We start from the raw sequence: 14,613 nt of genomic DNA, 5'->3' as shown, positions 1-14,613 counted from the left end.
AGCGCTACGTAATTTCCCTTATTGGCGACGGCCTAGCGCAGCCGCTCCAGCATCAGGAAGTACCACATTCCCAGCGCCAACATGTGCCGCCCCAGCCAGTCGCCGACCGGCGCCCGCACGTGGCTGAAGCGCTGGAACACGTCGAACTGGTCCATCGTCCCGGAGATGGCCTTGGCCATCACCTCGCCGACGATGTGCGAGGTGGCCAGGCCGTGCCCCGAGTAGCCTTGCGCGTACCAGACATTGTGCGCCAACTTCCCCAACTGCGGAATCCGGTTGATGACGATGCCCATGTCGCAACTCCACTGGTAGTCGATCTCCACCCCGCGCAGCTGCGGGAAGGTGCGCTCTATGCACGGCCGCAGTTCGGCCGCGATGTCGCGCGAGGACTTGCCCGAGTAGTTGGCGCCGCCGCCGAACAGCAGCCGGCCGTCGGCCGTGGTGCGGTAGTAGTCCAGCACGAAGCGGCTGTCGTACACCGCCACGTCCTGCGGATTGATCTGCCGCGCCAGTTCCCCCAGCGGCGCGGTGGCGACGATGCCGCCGGCCGCCGGGAAAATCATGCCGCCCAGCTTGCGCCGTTCCAGTTTGTGGCTGACATCACCGGCCAGCAGGATCTGGTCGGCGACGATGCGCCCGCCCTCCAGCCGCAGCGCCGGCGTGGCGCCGTGGATGATCTCCAGCACCGGCGACTGTTCAAAAATCAAACCACCCAGGCTGGCCAGCGCGCGCGCCTCGCCCAGGCAAAGGTTGAGCGGATGCAGGTGCAGATTGCGCTGGTTGTAGATGCCGCCGTGATACAAGGGCGTGGCCAGGAAGCGGCCCATGTCGCGCGCCTCCACCAGTTCCACCATATCGCCCATGTCGCGCCGGACCAGTTCCTCGTAAGCCGTGCACATGGCACGCATGTCGCTTGCCTTGTAGGCGGCGTGCAGGTGGCCGTATTTGAGGTCGCATTCGATGCCGTACTTCGCGATGCGCTTGCGGATGATGTCCTGCCCGCGCCAACGCAGATTCCAGATGAATTCCTCGGCCACCTCGGCCCCGGCCTGGCGCGTCAACTGCCGCAGGATGGCGCCGTCACCCGACAGGCTGCCCGTGACCTGCCCGCCGTTGCGGCCGGACTGGCCCCAGCCGATGCGATGCGCCTCGACCAGCGCCACCCGCTTGCCCTGCTCCGCCAGCTCCAGCGCCGTGGCCAGGCCGGTGAAGCCGCCGCCGATGACGGCGACATCGACCCGCAGCTCGCCTTCCAGCTTGGGATAGCGCGTGGTGCTGTTGACGGTGGCGTTGTAGTACGAATGGATGCGTTCGGTGCTCATGCGAGCTCCAGGTAGCGTTGCAGCTCCCAGTCCGTTACGCTCTGGTTGAACTGAGCCACTTCCCATTGCCGGGTCTGGACGAAATGGCGGACGAATTCCTCGCCCATCAGTTCGCATGCCAGCGGCGAGCGCTCCATCGCGGCGGTGGCCTCGGCCAGTGTGCGCGGCAGCCGCTCGACCTGCTCGGCGCCACGGTTGGCGCCGGCCACCGGCGGCAATTCCAACGCCAGCTTGTGCTCGATGCCGTACAGGCCGGACGCCAGCGCGGCGGCGATCGCCAGGTAGGGATTGGCGTCGGCGCCGGCGGTGCGGGTCTCCAGCCGCATGCTGTGGCTGCCGCCGGGGATCACCCGCAGCGCGGCGTTGCGGTTGTCGACCGCCCAGGTCGGCTTGACCGGGGCCAGGTGATGGTCCACCAGCCGTTTGTAGCTGTTGATGAACGGCGCCAGCATCGGCAGCAGATGCGGCAGGCAATGCAACTGGCCGGCGATGAAATGGCGCATGGTGTCGCTCATGCCGTGCTCGCCCCGCTCGTCGTGGAAGCAGTTGCGGCCGTCCCGCCACAGGCTCTGGTGCAGGTGCTGGCCGCAACCGGCGTAGTCGGTCGAGTACTTGGCCATGAAGGTGTTCAGCAGGCCGTGGCGGCGGCCGATCTCGCGCACCGATTCCTTGAACAGCACCGCGCGGTCCGCAGTCTTGAGCGCGTCGCCGTAGCGGATCGCCGCTTCGAAGTTGCCGGGGCCGGCCTCGGTGTGCAGGGCTTCCAGCGGCACGTCGATGGCGTTCAGGCTGGTGAACAGTTCGCGCACGAACGCTTGCCGGGCGCCGAGGCGGAACGGCGAGTAGTTGGTCATGCCGTGGGTGGCGGTCTGCAGGTCACGGTAGCCCTTGGCGCGCACCGACACTTCGGTCTCGTCCAGCACAAACCATTCGAACTCGGCGCCCACCTGGGCGGAGTAGCCGAGCGCGTCGGCCTTGGCCAGCACCCGTTTCAGCACCTGGCGCGGGCAGATCGGCAACGGCGTGCCGTCGGCGCGGGTGTGCTCGCCGAGGATCAGCCAGCAGTTGTCGTCCCACGGCAGCTGGCGCGCGGTGGCGGGATCGAGCACCAGGCCGATGTCGGGAAAGCCGGTGTGGAAGCCGGTGAAGCTGACCTGCTGGTACAACTGGTCCTGGATATCCCAGCCGAACACGGCGCTGGCGATAGTGCCGCCGCCGTCCAGCATGCTGGCGATCTTTTCGCCGGACAGGTGCTTGCCACGGCTGACGCCGTCGATATCGGTGACGAGGAAACGGGCATAGGGCTGGCCTGCCAGCGAGTCTTTGGAAAAAGTCGGGTTCATATAGTGCTCTCGATGCGGTTGGTCCTGCGGACGCGCAGGCGCACGCCACCGGCGCGAACGCCGGTGGACGGATGGAACGGGATGGGGAGGCGGGAGAGCTTAGGTGACGTCGGGCGGCGCTTCAGGGCGTGGCTTGGCCAGGCGCCCCTGTTCGTTCAGCAGCATCATATGGCTGGCCAGCGCGTGATGGCAGATCAGGCGGTGGCTCTCGAACAGCTCGGCATGGGCCGGGTCGCGCATGATCGATTCGATCAACAGATGGTGGTCCAGGATGGTCATGGTGCGCGCCATGACGCCGCAGTGGTCCTTGTCGACATACGGCACCAGGAACTGGATGGCGTCGGTCAGCAAGGCTTTCACCTGCAGGTCGATCTCATGTTCCAGCGCCTTCAGCGCCGGCACCGACGACAGCAGCGTGATCAGCTCGCTCACACCGGGCACCTGCTGGTACAAAGGCTTGACGGCCGCATAGACCATGCCCAGATAACGGATCAGATCGGTGCAACCGGTCTTGGACGGATGGATGGCGGCCACCGCGTCCTTGACCTGTTCCAGCCACTGGCTGGCCAGCGCGTGCACCACCGCTTCCTTGTTGGGGAAGTATTCGTACAGGCCGCCCACCGACAGGCCCGCCGCTTCGGCGATGCGCTTGGTGGTGAGCTTGCCCAGGCCACCGCGCGCGATTTCCTGTCCGGCCGCCTTGAGGATGACCTCGATCGTCTTGATGCCGCGCTCCTGCTGCGGAACGCGCCGCTTGGCGGCCGGCTTGGCGACAGGCTTGACGGCGGCCTTGGCGCTGGCCGGCGCTACCTGGGCGAGGGATTCTTTTTTTTGCATACGTTTCAGTGACTGTTCGAAGAGCGGCGCAGAGCGCCGATTATGCCACAGCAGTTCAAGCTGCCGGGCCCATGGTGGGAAAGCGTTCAATGAACAGCTGCGACGTGCCGGCCCGCGCGTGGTTGGCGCCGATCCGGAACACCGTCTCGTCGTCGTAGGCGTTGGCGACGATCTGCATGCCGGTCGGCACGCCGAGCTCGGACAGGCCGGTCGGCACCGCCATCACCGGATAGCGGTTGAGCAGGTTGAACGGCGGCGTCAGGCACCAGCCCAGGTAGGCGTCGATCTGGTGGCCGTTGATGTCGAGCAGCGGCTCGGCGACCGGGTCCTGGTCGGCGGCCAGGTCGGTGGTCAGCATCGAGGCGCAGATGAAAGCGCTGTAGCCCTTGCCCCAGACCTTGCCCTGCATCTCGCGTTGCAGGCGCTGGCCCAGCGCGGCGCTCGGCATGACCGAGGCGCGCGGACCGCCGGCTTTTTCGTGCAGGTCGGCGGTGTAGCTGTTCAGCTTGTGCAGCTCGGCGTGCGGGATGTCGCGCATGAACTCGTCCACGAACAGCGCCCGCAAGCCTTCCAGCAAGACGCGGTTGACCTCTTCCAGGTCCCAGTGCAGCGCCACCTCCTCGATCACGGCGCCGCGCTCGCGCAGGCCGTCCAGCGCCGTCATCATATTGCGGCGGATGTCGTCGGCCAGCGCCGGATGGCCGAACGCCGGGCTGTAGGCGATGCGCACGCCATGCAGGTCGCCGTATTCGGTCGGCAGCGGCGTGAACGGCAGCGTCGTATAGGAGTTCGGATGCGCGCCACCCAGCACGTTTTGCATCAGCACCAGGTCGTCGAAGGTGCGCGTCATCGGTCCCTCCACCGCCTGCGCCATGTATTCGTCGCCGGGCGCGCAGGCCAGGCGGCCGAACGGCGGCTTGTAGCCGTACACGCCGCACAGCGAGGCCGGCAGGCGGATCGAGCCGGCCATGTCGCTGCCGGTGGCCAGCGGCGCCACGCCGGCCGCCAGCGCCGCGCCGGAGCCGCCGCTGGAACCGCCGCAGGAATACGCGGTCGCCCACGGATTGCCGGTCACGCCGTACAGCTTGCTCCACGTATGGCCCAGCACACAAAATTCAGGATTGGTGGCCTGGAAGTACGGGATCGCGCCCGCCTCCAGCAGCTTGTCGACGATGGGATGATTCTCGGTGGCGATCTTGTCGCGGTAGACCAGCGAGGCCAGCGGACGCGGCCAGCCCTTCACGCTGGTCTCTTCCTTGATGATCACCGGCACGCCCTCCAGCGGGCGGGCCGTGCCTTCAGCATAGCGGCGGCGCGCCTCCAGCGCCATCGCGCGGGCGGCGTCCAGGTGCAGGCTGGCGGCGCAGTTCACCGTCGCTTGTTGACGGTGGGCCGCTTCGATCAGCGTTTCCAGGTAGTCGGCCGGGTCCAGCGTTCCGGTGCGGAATTGCGCCAGCAGTTCGGTGGCGGGCAGGTAGTTTGTGTGTTGCATGAAATGTCCAGTCCAGTCGTTATTCAGTCATTGCTCTTCGGTTGCGGCCGCTTGGGCCGGGTAAAACGCCGCGTCCGGGCGGGGCAGCCACCAGTCGTGGATGCGCGGCTGGTGATCGAGGATGACCATCTTGCTGCGGCGGAAGGCGTCCAGTCCCTGCCGGCCCAGCTCGCAGCCCAGGCCGGACATCTTGCTGCCGCTGAAAGGCAGCGCATCGTTGTCGATCAGCGGGTTGTTGATCCAGACCATGCCCGATTCCAGCCGGTTGGCCGCTTCCATGGCCTCGGCCAGGTCGGTGGTGAAGACCGAGGCGCCCAGGCCGAATTCGGAATCGTTGGCCAGCCGCAGCGCCTCGTCGAAGTCGGCCACGCGGCAGATCGCCGCCACCGGGCCGAAGCACTCTTCGCGCATGATGGCCATCTGCGGCGTCACGCCTGTGAGGATGGTCGGCTCGTAGAACCAGCCGGGCGGGCAGTCCGGCGGTATGCGGCCGCCGCAGACGATCTTGGCGCCCTGCTCCACCGCCTCCAGCACCAGCCGCGCCACCTTGTCGCGCGCGGCCTGGCTGACCAGCGGGCCGATCTCCGCCGTGCCCATGCCGTCGCCGACCCGCAGCTGCACCGTGCGGCGGGCGAACTCGGCCACGAAATCATCGTGGATCTGGTCGACCACGAAGAAGCGTTCGGACGAGGTGCACACTTGTCCGCTCAGCAGGAAGGCGGAGTTGACGCAACCGGCCGCCGCCACTTCCAGCGGCGCGTGGCGCGAGATGATCATCGGATCGCTGCCGCCCGCTTCCAGCACGCACGGCTTCATGCGCTCGGCACAAGCCACGCCGACGGCGCGCGCCGCCGCCACGCTGCCGGTGAAGGCCACCGCGTGGGTACCGGCCGATTGAATCAGCAATTGCGCCGTGTGGGCGTCGCCGGGCAGGCAGGCCACCAGGCCGGGCGGCAAGGCGGCGAAGTATTCCATGAAGCGCAGCGTGCACAGCGCGGTCGCCTCGGCCGGCTTGATGATGCAGGCGTTGCCGGCGGCCAGCGATGCGGCCACGGTCCAGCACAACAGCAGGATCGGATAGTTGAACGGCAAGATGTGCACGCTGACGCCGTAGGGTTCGTAGCGCATGTGCTGGAACGAGCCGGCCTGGTTGGTGCCGGCCACCTTGCCGCCATCGTCGCGCGCCATCTCCGCGTAGTAGCGGAACACCGAGGCGCAGATCGACAGTTCGCCATACGCATCCGGATAAGGCTTGCCCATTTCGCGGCAGATCAGCTTGGCGACCTCGCTGCGGATGGGGGCATTTTCCAGCGCGTGGGCGATGGCGTGCAGCAGCGCGGCGCGGCTGGCGGTGTCGGTCTGCTTCCACAGCTTTTGCGCGCGGTTGGCCGACGCCACCGCCCGCTCGACATCGGCTTCCGCGCACACCGGGTAGCGCCCCACGGACGCCAGCGTGGCCGGATTGACGGCTAGTTTGGCCTGCCCGGTCAGCGGCTCGACATAGCCGCCGTCCAGGTAGACCTGCGCGCGCAGCGGAGTGAAACAGGAAAAATTCACGTGCATCTTGGTTCCAGTTATCTAAGTTAAGTCGCCCCGTCGTTCCCGCGCAGGCGGGAACCCATGCACTGCATGCGTTCCCTCCATAGAACCGCTCTGGAGCAAGCTCAGCATGGGTTCCCGCTTTCGCGGGAATGACGCGGTATCAATGCACGGCGAGGGCGATGACCTTGGCGCAGCGTTGGCCGGTTTCCACCGCGCCATTGAGAAAGCCCGAATGCTGCACCGATGCGTGCTCGCCGGCGAAATGGCAATTCCCCTGCCGCACGCCGGCATAGCCATACCATGTGGTGTAGCTGCCCTTCGGATGCGCCGTGTAGGCGCCCTTGGTCCATTGGTAGCCCGGCCAGTAGTTCAGCACCACGCGGCCGTTCCACAAAGGCTTGATGCCGGGGAAAGTCAGGTTCAGGCCGTTCAACATGTCGGCCGCCTTGCGGTTGATCGGCTTGTCGTTCATCGCCACCGCCACCGCATCGCCAGAGAAACAAGTCAGGATGCCGGCCGTACCAGGTTGGGCGCGCGTGACTTCCCAGCTGATCTGGTAGCCGGTGTCGTTGTCGCTCAGACCGGTGTAGCCCTGCTCGCGCCAGATGCGGCGTTCGAACTGCATCTGGAACTTCGAGTGCATGCCCATGCGGAAGTTGCGGATGGTGTCGACCTTGCGCGCATCAAAGCCGGCGCCGCTGTAGTCCACGGCGCTTTGCAGGATGGAGAACGGCAAGGCCAGCACCACGTGGTCGGCCTGCACCTGGACCGTGTTGGCGCCGTTCTTGAAGGTCAGGCTGTAGCTGTCGTTGGCGTTCTTGACGATGCGGGTCAGCGCATGGTTCTTGATGATCTGGCCGTTGTTCAGCGTGGCCGCCATGCGGCTGACCAGCTGGTCGTTGCCGCCACGGATGTGGAAGCGCTCGTCCGATGCCTTGGCGGCGAAGAAGCCCACCAGATCCAGCGCGCTGGTCTCGGTGGCGGCGATGCCGGACGAGGCATCCATCAGCAGCTTCAACAGCTTGCCCTGGCGCGAAGCCAGGCCGCCCGGCACATAGGCGCTGATGTAATCGGTGACCGACATATTGTCCAGCTCCGCGCCGCGCGCGCTGTGGCTGTCGTAGGTCTGTGGCCACGGCGCCGCCTGGTTGTCGGCGTCGATCTGATCGGCGAAGGCGCCGAAGTCGACCACTTGCTCGTCCCAGGTGTAGCGCGCGCCGTCGATCCAGAAGGTGAGCTCGCCGCCCTGCTCCTCATCGTAGGCGTTCAGGTCGTCCAGCGTCAGGCCCAGTTCGGCGGCCAGCAGGCGCAGTTCATGGTGACCAGTATCGATCAGCTCGCCGCCGTTTTCCGCCACCTGGCCGGGGAAGCTGGTGGTATTGGACGAGCAACGTCCACCCAGGTGGTCCGACGCTTCATACACGGTGGCGCAGATGCCGGCCTTCTTCAGGTCGTAAGCGCAGGCCAGGCCGCCCAGGCCGCCGCCGACGACGACCACGCGCACATCGCTGCGATCACGGCGGACGCGGCTTGCCGCCATCAACGGGCCGCTGGCCAGCACAGCGGCCGAGCCGACGGCCGACAGCTTGAGCAACGCGCGCCGTTCGCGCAGCAAGGCCAGCGCCGCTTCGCTCGACAGGCCGTGCCGCTTGCGCAGGCGGGCCACCTCCATGACGGAGGCCAGGATACGCTTCAAAGGAGAATGTGCCATGTTGTCTCTTTCTAATGGTTATGGGTTGCTCTGTTGGAAAACGTCGCGGGAAGCGTCCTGGCTGCGTCGCGAAAACAGCCAGTAACCCAAACCGGCCACGAACCAGCAGCCACCCACGGTCAGCGCCGTGGCGTTCAGGTTGATGAGGATAATCAGCACGGCGGACAGCCCGCACAGCGGCACGATCACATGCGCCCACCAGCGCCGTCCGCCATGCCGGCCGAAATGCGCCAATACCGACAGGTGCACGAACAGGAAGCCGACCAGCGCGCCAACGCTGATAAAGATCGCCAAGTCGCTGATGTTGTTGCGCATCAGCAGCGCGATGCCCAGCGAGATGGTGGTCGAGACGATCATGGCGACGTAGGGGTTGCCGTGCCGTTGGTGCACCTTGGCCAGCACCGACGGCAAGCTGCGGTCGCGGCCCATGGCGAACAGCACACGCGCCACGCCCACCTGCATCGGCAGCACGTTCGGCACGCCGACCACCAGGATCAGGAACCACGCCAGCGCCAGCGAAGCCTTGTGGCCGGCAATGGCGGCCAGCAGTTCGTAGATCACCGTGGCCGGATCCTGCACCGGGAAACCCACCAACAGATTGCCCACCACCCACGAGGTCAGCACGAAAATGCCGCTGGTGATGGCCAGGTTGGTCATGATGGCCTTGCCGACCACGCGGGTGTTGCCATCCTTGACTTCCTCGGCCAGCGTCGAGACGGCATCGAAGCCCAGGTAGGACATCACGCAGATCGAGGTGGCGGCCAGCACGCTGGCGCCGTGGAACTTGCCGGCGTCGATCAGCGGCGCCAGCGTCAGCGCCCCGCTGCCGTGGCCGCCGAACAGCGCGAACAGGCACATCCCTACGATGACCAGCACCGCCAGCAGTTGCAGCACCACCGACATGAAGCTGACGCGCGACGTCACGCTGATGCCGAACCAGTTCACCGCAAACGTCGCGGCCACGGTCGCCACGATCCAGGTGGCGCGGTCGCCGTGCGGCAACAGCTCCTCCAGGCTCACCGCGCACAGCGCGTAGGTAAAGGCCGGCACCAGCAGGTAGTCCAGCAATATCATCCAGCCGGCGATGAAGCCGGCGAAACGGCCCATGGTCTGGCTGGCGAAGCCGTACACCGAGCCGGCGCTGGGCATGGCCGAGGTCATCACCGCATAGCTGCTGGCCGTGAAGTACACGCACAGCGCGCCCAGCACATAGGCCAGCATCGGCAGGCCGCCGGACACGGTCCAGACGAAGCCGGCCATGGTCAGCGGCGCCACCGGCGCGGTGTAGGCCAGGCCGTAGAACACCAGGTCGCTGTAGCTGAGCGCGCGCTTCAGCTTGCCGTTCGGAGTGGCGTCGGACATGTCAGGATGCTCCAAGTGGATGGCGGGCCGTCATGGCCGGATCGGGACGCTTGCCTTGCCAGACGCCCGCCTCCACCGCCGCGCCGATGCGGAACACGGTGGTCTCGTCGAAGGTGCGGCCGACCACCTGCACGCCGGTGGGGATGCCGTTGCTGGCGATACCCGACGGCACGCTCAGCACCGGGTGCCGGCTCAGCAGGTTGAACGGGAAGGTCAGCGCGTCGTTGCGCAGCACCGCCATGCTGTCGCGCTCGCCTTCGGCCACGGCGCCGATGGCGCCCATGGTTGGGCAGATCAGGGCGTCGTAGCGGGTCATCACCTCGGCCAGCGAGTCGTACATGCGGCCGGTGGTGACGTCGGCGGCCAGGTACTGCTCGCCCGTCATGCACAGGCCGGCGGCGGCGAAGTGGCGGATGTAGTCGCTGGTTTCCAGCTCCTGCTCCAGGATGCGGACGGCGAACGCGCGGCCGGTCTCGTAGCCCAGCCGGTGCTCCAGCGCATCGGCGGCGCTGCTGTCCCAGCCCAGCGTCACCTGCTCGACGATGGCGCCCTGCGCGCGCAGCGCCTGCACCACCTGGTCCATCGACTTGCGCACATCCGCATGGACCTTGCAGAAGTCCAGGTCGTAGGACAGCGCGATGCGCAAGCCCTTCACCGGCAGGAAGTCCAGCGGCACCTCCAGCTTGGGGCTGATGGTGGCCGGGTCGCGCACATGCGGACCGTTCATGATGTTGAACATCAGCGCGCAATCGGCCACGGTGCGCGCCATCGGGCCGATGTGGTTCATCGGATGCAGCGCGTAGCCGATCGGCGTGACCGGCACGCGGCCGTAGCTGGGCTTGAGGCCGACCACGCCGCAGTAGCTGGCGGGGATGCGGATCGAGCCGCCGATGTCCGAACCGGACGCCAGCGCCGTCAAGCCCGCCGCCAGCGCGGCGCCGCTGCCGCCGCTGGAGCCGCCGGGGGTCATCTCGGGATTCCACGGATTACGCGTCACGCCGTGGCGTACCGAGCGGGTGAAGCCGGCCATGTAGAATTCCGGCACATTGGTCTGCGCGTGGATCACCGCGCCGGCGTCCAGCAGGCGCTGGCTGACCGGGGCGTTGACCGTGTCCGGCGTGTTCCCTTGCAGCCAGGAGCCTTTGGTGGTGACCCAGCCGACCAGCGTGTGTTCGTTCTTCAGCGACACCGGGATGCCTTCCAGCGGACGCGGTACGGCGCCACGGCCGCCGTAGGCCAGCTCGGCGTCGCGCGCGGCGGCCTTGGCTTCCTCGCGGCGCTGGGCGCTGAAGGTGTTCAATACCGGCTCAAGTTGGTCGGCGCGGGCCAGGCAGGCATCCAGCAACTCCACCGGCGACAGGTCGCGCGAGCGGAACAGCTGCAAGGCCTCGGTAGCGGGCAGGTAGCAGAGTTCATCGGGTTTGTACATGTTCGTGTCCTTGTAAGGTCAATCTAATAAGTACCATCGTCGTTCTCGCGGAAGCGGGAACCCATGCTGAGCGTCCTGCCCGGCGAAGTATGGATTCCCGCTTTCGCGGGAATGACGGGGTGGTGGCCATTGATGGGCACCGGCTAATGCTGGTCCGCCGGGGCCGGGCCACGGGCGGACATCATGGGTGGGGTGTTGCCGGCCAGCGGCAAGGCGGCCGACAGTGGCAGGCGGTCGGTGCGGTAGCTGCCCTGCACGCTGGCGCCGTCGTCCGCGCTGCGCAGGACCAGGCCGTCCTGGCCCACTGCCAGCACGTCGTGTCCGCTGCCGGTGCGCACCACGCTGGTGATCGAGGCGGTGCTGCCGGTGGCGACGCGGGTCCAGCTCTGGCCGGCGTCGCCGCTGCGGTACAGCGCACCGCGCAGGCCGCCGACCAGCAGGCCGCCGTCCCGCAACGCGGTGCCGGCCCAGAACGAGCCCTTGTAGCCGGTGGGTAGGTAGTTCCAGCTGAGGCCCTGGTCGGCCGAGTGCAGCACATAGCCTTTTTCGGCGGCGGCATAGAGCGCCCCGCCCTGGCCGGCAAACAAGCCCAGCAGGTTCAGGTCGGCGCGGCGGGCGCCGGGTGGCGCTTCAAGTTCCCGGGTGGTCCAGTGGCGGCCGCCATCGGTGGTGGTCAGCACCAGCGACCACAGGCCGACCGCCACGCCATGCTGCGCATCGAAGAAATGTACGGCAAACAGCGGACGATCCTGCTCCGGCTGGCTCCGCTGCACCGACCATTCCTCGCCGCCGTTGCTGGTGTGCAGCACCACGCCGGCATGGCCAACCGCCCAGCCTTCCTTGTCGTTGGCAAAGGATACGGACGTCAGCGTGACATCCAGCGGCACCTTGCCGGCCTGGCGCCATTGCTTGCCCTGGTCGTCCGACAGCAGCACCACGCCGTGCGCGCCGACCGCGACGATGCGCTTGCCGGCCCAGGCGGTGGCCAGCATGCCGGCCTGGCCGGCATGGGCCACCTTGGCGGCCGCATGCAATCCCACCGGCCAGGCGGACGGTTCGGCGCCGCAGGCGAACGGCAGCAGCGCGGCGGCGCCCAACAGTCCGGCCCATATGTGTTTCAAGTTACGGTTCATGGCGTCTCCGTCGGTTCAATGCTGGAGCAGACCCGGCGCGCGGGCCGGAGTCTTGCGTGGAAATAAACGTTCCAGCCACACGGCGAAGGCCGGTAGCGCGGTCATGGCCATGATCATGTTCACCATAAACATGAAGGCTAACAGCTTGCCCATGTCGGCCTGGAATTTCAGGGCCGAGAAGGACCAGGTCGCCACACCCACGGCCAGCGTGACGGCGGTGAAGATGGTCGCCGTGCCCACTTCCAGGATGGCCTGCTCGACCGCCTTGACGATGGGCAGTCCGTTCGCCAGGTGCATCTGCAAGCGGTTGTAGATGTAGAACGCATAATCGACGCCGATACCGACCGCCAGCACCATCACCGGCAGCGTCGCCACCGTCAGGCCGATGTTGAGCTCCTTCATGAACCAGTAGCCGATGAAGGTGCCCACCGTCAGCGGCAGGCAGCAGGCCAGCACGGCCCGCAGGTCGCGGTAAGTAACCAGCACCAGCAACACGATGGCGGCGTACACCCACAACATCATCGGCAGCTCGCTGTGCTCCAGCGTCTGGTTGACCGCCGCCAGCACGCCGGCATTGCCGGAAGCGAGACGGATGGTGATGCCGGGCGCCGACTGGCTGGCGGCAAACGCCTCGACGGCGGCGATCACGCGGTTGATGGTGACGGCCTTGTGATCGGTCAGGTACAGGTGCACCGCCGTCATGCTGCAATCCTTGCGCATGGTGCCACGGGTGCGGGCGATTTCGGTGGCCAGCGCCGCGAAGTTGGCGGAGTCCAGCGGGATTGCCTCCATCTTCGGATTGCCTTCGTTGTAGCCACGGTTGTACTGCTTCATCTGGTCCGAGAACGAAGCGATCGACAGCACGCCCGGCACCGGCTGCATGGCCCAGGTGAAGCGATCCTGGAACAGGCCGATGTTGGAATTGCCGCAGAAACCGACGCCCTGCCCGTCCGCCGGGGCCGACGAGTCGCCTGCACCTGAGATCGCCTTGGCTTCGAAGATCACGGTCAACCAATCGAGGCCGGTGTCGTAGTTGCTGGCGATGGAGACGGCGTCGCGGTTGAAGCGGGCGTCCGGCCGCAGTTCCGGCGCGCCCGGCTCCACCGTGCCCACCACCCGCCCCTGGCTCTGCCACACGGCCAGGCTGAAGATGGCGCCCACCACGGCCAGGCAGATCGCCGCGTTGCGCGGCCGGGCCACGCGGGCCAGCACGCGCAGCCAGCCGGCCCGCTTTTCGCGCAGCACCATCGCGGCGTCGGCATAGGACTGGTCGATGCGGCAGTAGGAGGCCGCCACCGGCAGCATCACCAGGTTGGTGATGATCTTGAAGCCCACGCCCAGCGAAGCGGCGATCGCCAGTTCGCGCACCATCGGGATCGGGATCATCAGCAGCGTGACGAAGGAGACGAAGGCCGTGGCCAACGCCAGCGTGCCCGGTATCAGCAAGCCGGAGAAGCTGGCGCGGCAAGCATCCATGCAGCTCTTGCCGAGCGAGACTTCACGAACGATGTAGTTGATCTGCTGCACGCCGTGCGAGACGCCGATGGCGAACACCAGGAACGGCACCAGCACCGCCAGCGGATCCAGCCCGAAGCCCAGCAGATGCAGGGCGCCGAACTGCCACACCAGCGAACTGAGCGAGCAGACAATCGGCAGCAGCGTGAACCGCACCGAGCGGCAATACCAGTACACCGCACCGGCCGTCAGCAGCAGGGCCAGCCCGAAGAAGCGCAGCACCGACTTGGCCGAATCGGCGATCTCGCCGACCTGCTTGGCGAAGCCGATGATCTCGATGCTGAAGTCCTGGTCCTCGTAACGCTGGCGCAGCTGCTCCAGGATGGCGTTGTAGGCGACGTAGTCCAGCTTGTGGCCGTCCTTGTCGGACTCCAGCAGTTCTGCGCTGATCATGGCGCTGTCCTGGCCGCGCGACACCAGCGTGCCGACGAAGCCGCCCTGCACCGCCGCCGCCTGGATGCCGGCGATGGCGGCCGCGTCCAGCCGGTCCGGGGTGATGCTGCCGTCGATCAGCGGATCGGCACGGAAGCCCTCCTCGGTGATTTCGTTGACGAAGGTGTTGGGCGTCCACAGCGACTGCACGCCCAGCCGCTCCACGTTCGGCAGGAAGGTGACGGCCTGGGTGACCTCGTACAGCCGCTTGAGGCCGGCGGCGCTCCAGATGGTGCCGGTGCGCGCCCGCACCACGATGTTGAGGCGGTTGGCGCCCATCACATCGTCGCGGTAGGTATGGAAGGTCTCGACATACGGATGGTTGGTCGGCATCTGTTTCTCGAAGCCGGCCTCCATCCGCAGGCGCCAACCCAGGCAGCCCATGAGCACGGTCAGTCCCAGCAGCGCAACCATCAACCAGTTGCGCCGCGTGAAGCAGACCGTTTCAAAGCGCGCCAATAAACGGGCGGGGGAAAATGTCATTGTTACGGTCCG

General features: G+C 66.9%; 10 protein-coding genes. All 10 read right to left on the bottom strand.

The genetic code is table 11. The features are described 5' to 3' along the window. Positions 1 to 32: 32 nt before the first annotated feature. The 10 genes from V6M89_RS02640 to V6M89_RS02595 all read right to left on the bottom strand — a co-directional run bounded on the left by V6M89_RS02640 (position 33) and on the right by V6M89_RS02595 (position 14,601). Positions 33 to 1,322: an NAD(P)/FAD-dependent oxidoreductase gene (locus tag V6M89_RS02640; protein WP_332851693.1), complete on the bottom strand. Its 1,290-nt coding sequence runs from the start codon at positions 1,320 to 1,322 to the stop codon at positions 33 to 35. Further along, positions 1,319 to 2,665: a glutamine synthetase family protein gene (locus V6M89_RS02635; protein WP_332851692.1), complete on the bottom strand. Its 1,347-nt coding sequence runs from the start codon at positions 2,663 to 2,665 to the stop codon at positions 1,319 to 1,321. Before V6M89_RS02635 ends, V6M89_RS02640 begins: the two co-directional genes overlap by 4 nt. A gap of 99 nt (positions 2,666 to 2,764) precedes the next feature. After that, positions 2,765 to 3,502 carry a TetR/AcrR family transcriptional regulator gene (locus V6M89_RS02630; RefSeq protein WP_332851691.1) on the bottom strand — a complete coding sequence of 246 codons (738 nt, stop codon included), beginning with the start codon at positions 3,500 to 3,502 and terminating at the stop codon, positions 2,765 to 2,767. 55 nt (positions 3,503 to 3,557) lie between these two features. Further along, positions 3,558 to 4,994 (bottom strand): amidase, encoded by a 1,437-nt coding sequence (locus V6M89_RS02625; RefSeq protein WP_332851690.1) that lies wholly within the window; start codon positions 4,992 to 4,994, stop codon positions 3,558 to 3,560. A 27-nt stretch (positions 4,995 to 5,021) separates the two neighbouring features. Continuing rightward, on the bottom strand, positions 5,022 to 6,557 hold the full coding sequence (locus V6M89_RS02620) for an aldehyde dehydrogenase family protein (protein ID WP_332851689.1): 1,536 nt from the start codon (positions 6,555 to 6,557) through the stop codon (positions 5,022 to 5,024). Between the two features lie 139 nt (positions 6,558 to 6,696). After that, positions 6,697 to 8,247 (bottom strand): flavin monoamine oxidase family protein, encoded by a 1,551-nt coding sequence (locus V6M89_RS02615; RefSeq protein ID WP_332851688.1) that lies wholly within the window; start codon positions 8,245 to 8,247, stop codon positions 6,697 to 6,699. 18 nt (positions 8,248 to 8,265) lie between these two features. Continuing rightward, positions 8,266 to 9,609 carry an APC family permease gene (locus V6M89_RS02610; protein WP_332851687.1) on the bottom strand — a complete coding sequence of 448 codons (1,344 nt, stop codon included), beginning with the start codon at positions 9,607 to 9,609 and terminating at the stop codon, positions 8,266 to 8,268. 1 nt (position 9,610) lies between these two features. After that, positions 9,611 to 11,038, bottom strand: coding sequence for an amidase (locus V6M89_RS02605; protein ID WP_332851686.1), 1,428 nt, complete (start codon positions 11,036 to 11,038; stop codon positions 9,611 to 9,613). Between the two features lie 143 nt (positions 11,039 to 11,181). After that, positions 11,182 to 12,171: a WD40/YVTN/BNR-like repeat-containing protein gene (locus tag V6M89_RS02600; protein WP_332851685.1), complete on the bottom strand. Its 990-nt coding sequence runs from the start codon at positions 12,169 to 12,171 to the stop codon at positions 11,182 to 11,184. 15 nt (positions 12,172 to 12,186) lie between these two features. Continuing rightward, positions 12,187 to 14,601 (bottom strand): efflux RND transporter permease subunit, encoded by a 2,415-nt coding sequence (locus V6M89_RS02595; RefSeq protein WP_332851684.1) that lies wholly within the window; start codon positions 14,599 to 14,601, stop codon positions 12,187 to 12,189. Between the last annotated feature and the right edge of the window lie 12 nt (positions 14,602 to 14,613).

This window comes from Duganella sp. S19_KUP01_CR8 (genome assembly GCF_036688705.1).
Taxonomy (GTDB): domain Bacteria; phylum Pseudomonadota; class Gammaproteobacteria; order Burkholderiales; family Burkholderiaceae_D; genus Rugamonas.
The sequence above is the reverse complement of the archived record's forward strand: the minus strand, read 5'-3'. Positions and strand labels throughout refer to the sequence as shown.

Coding starts and splice junctions, on each gene's coding strand:
- V6M89_RS02615 (WP_332851688.1), bottom strand. CDS start 8,247: ATGGCACATTCTCCTTTGAAGCGTATCCTGGCCTCCGTCATGGAGGTG.
- V6M89_RS02635 (WP_332851692.1), bottom strand. CDS start 2,665: ATGAACCCGACTTTTTCCAAAGACTCGCTGGCAGGCCAGCCCTATGCC.
- V6M89_RS02605 (WP_332851686.1), bottom strand. CDS start 11,038: ATGTACAAACCCGATGAACTCTGCTACCTGCCCGCTACCGAGGCCTTG.
- V6M89_RS02625 (WP_332851690.1), bottom strand. CDS start 4,994: ATGCAACACACAAACTACCTGCCCGCCACCGAACTGCTGGCGCAATTC.
- V6M89_RS02610 (WP_332851687.1), bottom strand. CDS start 9,609: ATGTCCGACGCCACTCCGAACGGCAAGCTGAAGCGCGCGCTCAGCTAC.
- V6M89_RS02595 (WP_332851684.1), bottom strand. CDS start 14,601: ATGACATTTTCCCCCGCCCGTTTATTGGCGCGCTTTGAAACGGTCTGC.
- V6M89_RS02630 (WP_332851691.1), bottom strand. CDS start 3,502: ATGCAAAAAAAAGAATCCCTCGCCCAGGTAGCGCCGGCCAGCGCCAAG.
- V6M89_RS02600 (WP_332851685.1), bottom strand. CDS start 12,171: ATGAACCGTAACTTGAAACACATATGGGCCGGACTGTTGGGCGCCGCC.
- V6M89_RS02620 (WP_332851689.1), bottom strand. CDS start 6,557: ATGCACGTGAATTTTTCCTGTTTCACTCCGCTGCGCGCGCAGGTCTAC.
- V6M89_RS02640 (WP_332851693.1), bottom strand. CDS start 1,322: ATGAGCACCGAACGCATCCATTCGTACTACAACGCCACCGTCAACAGC.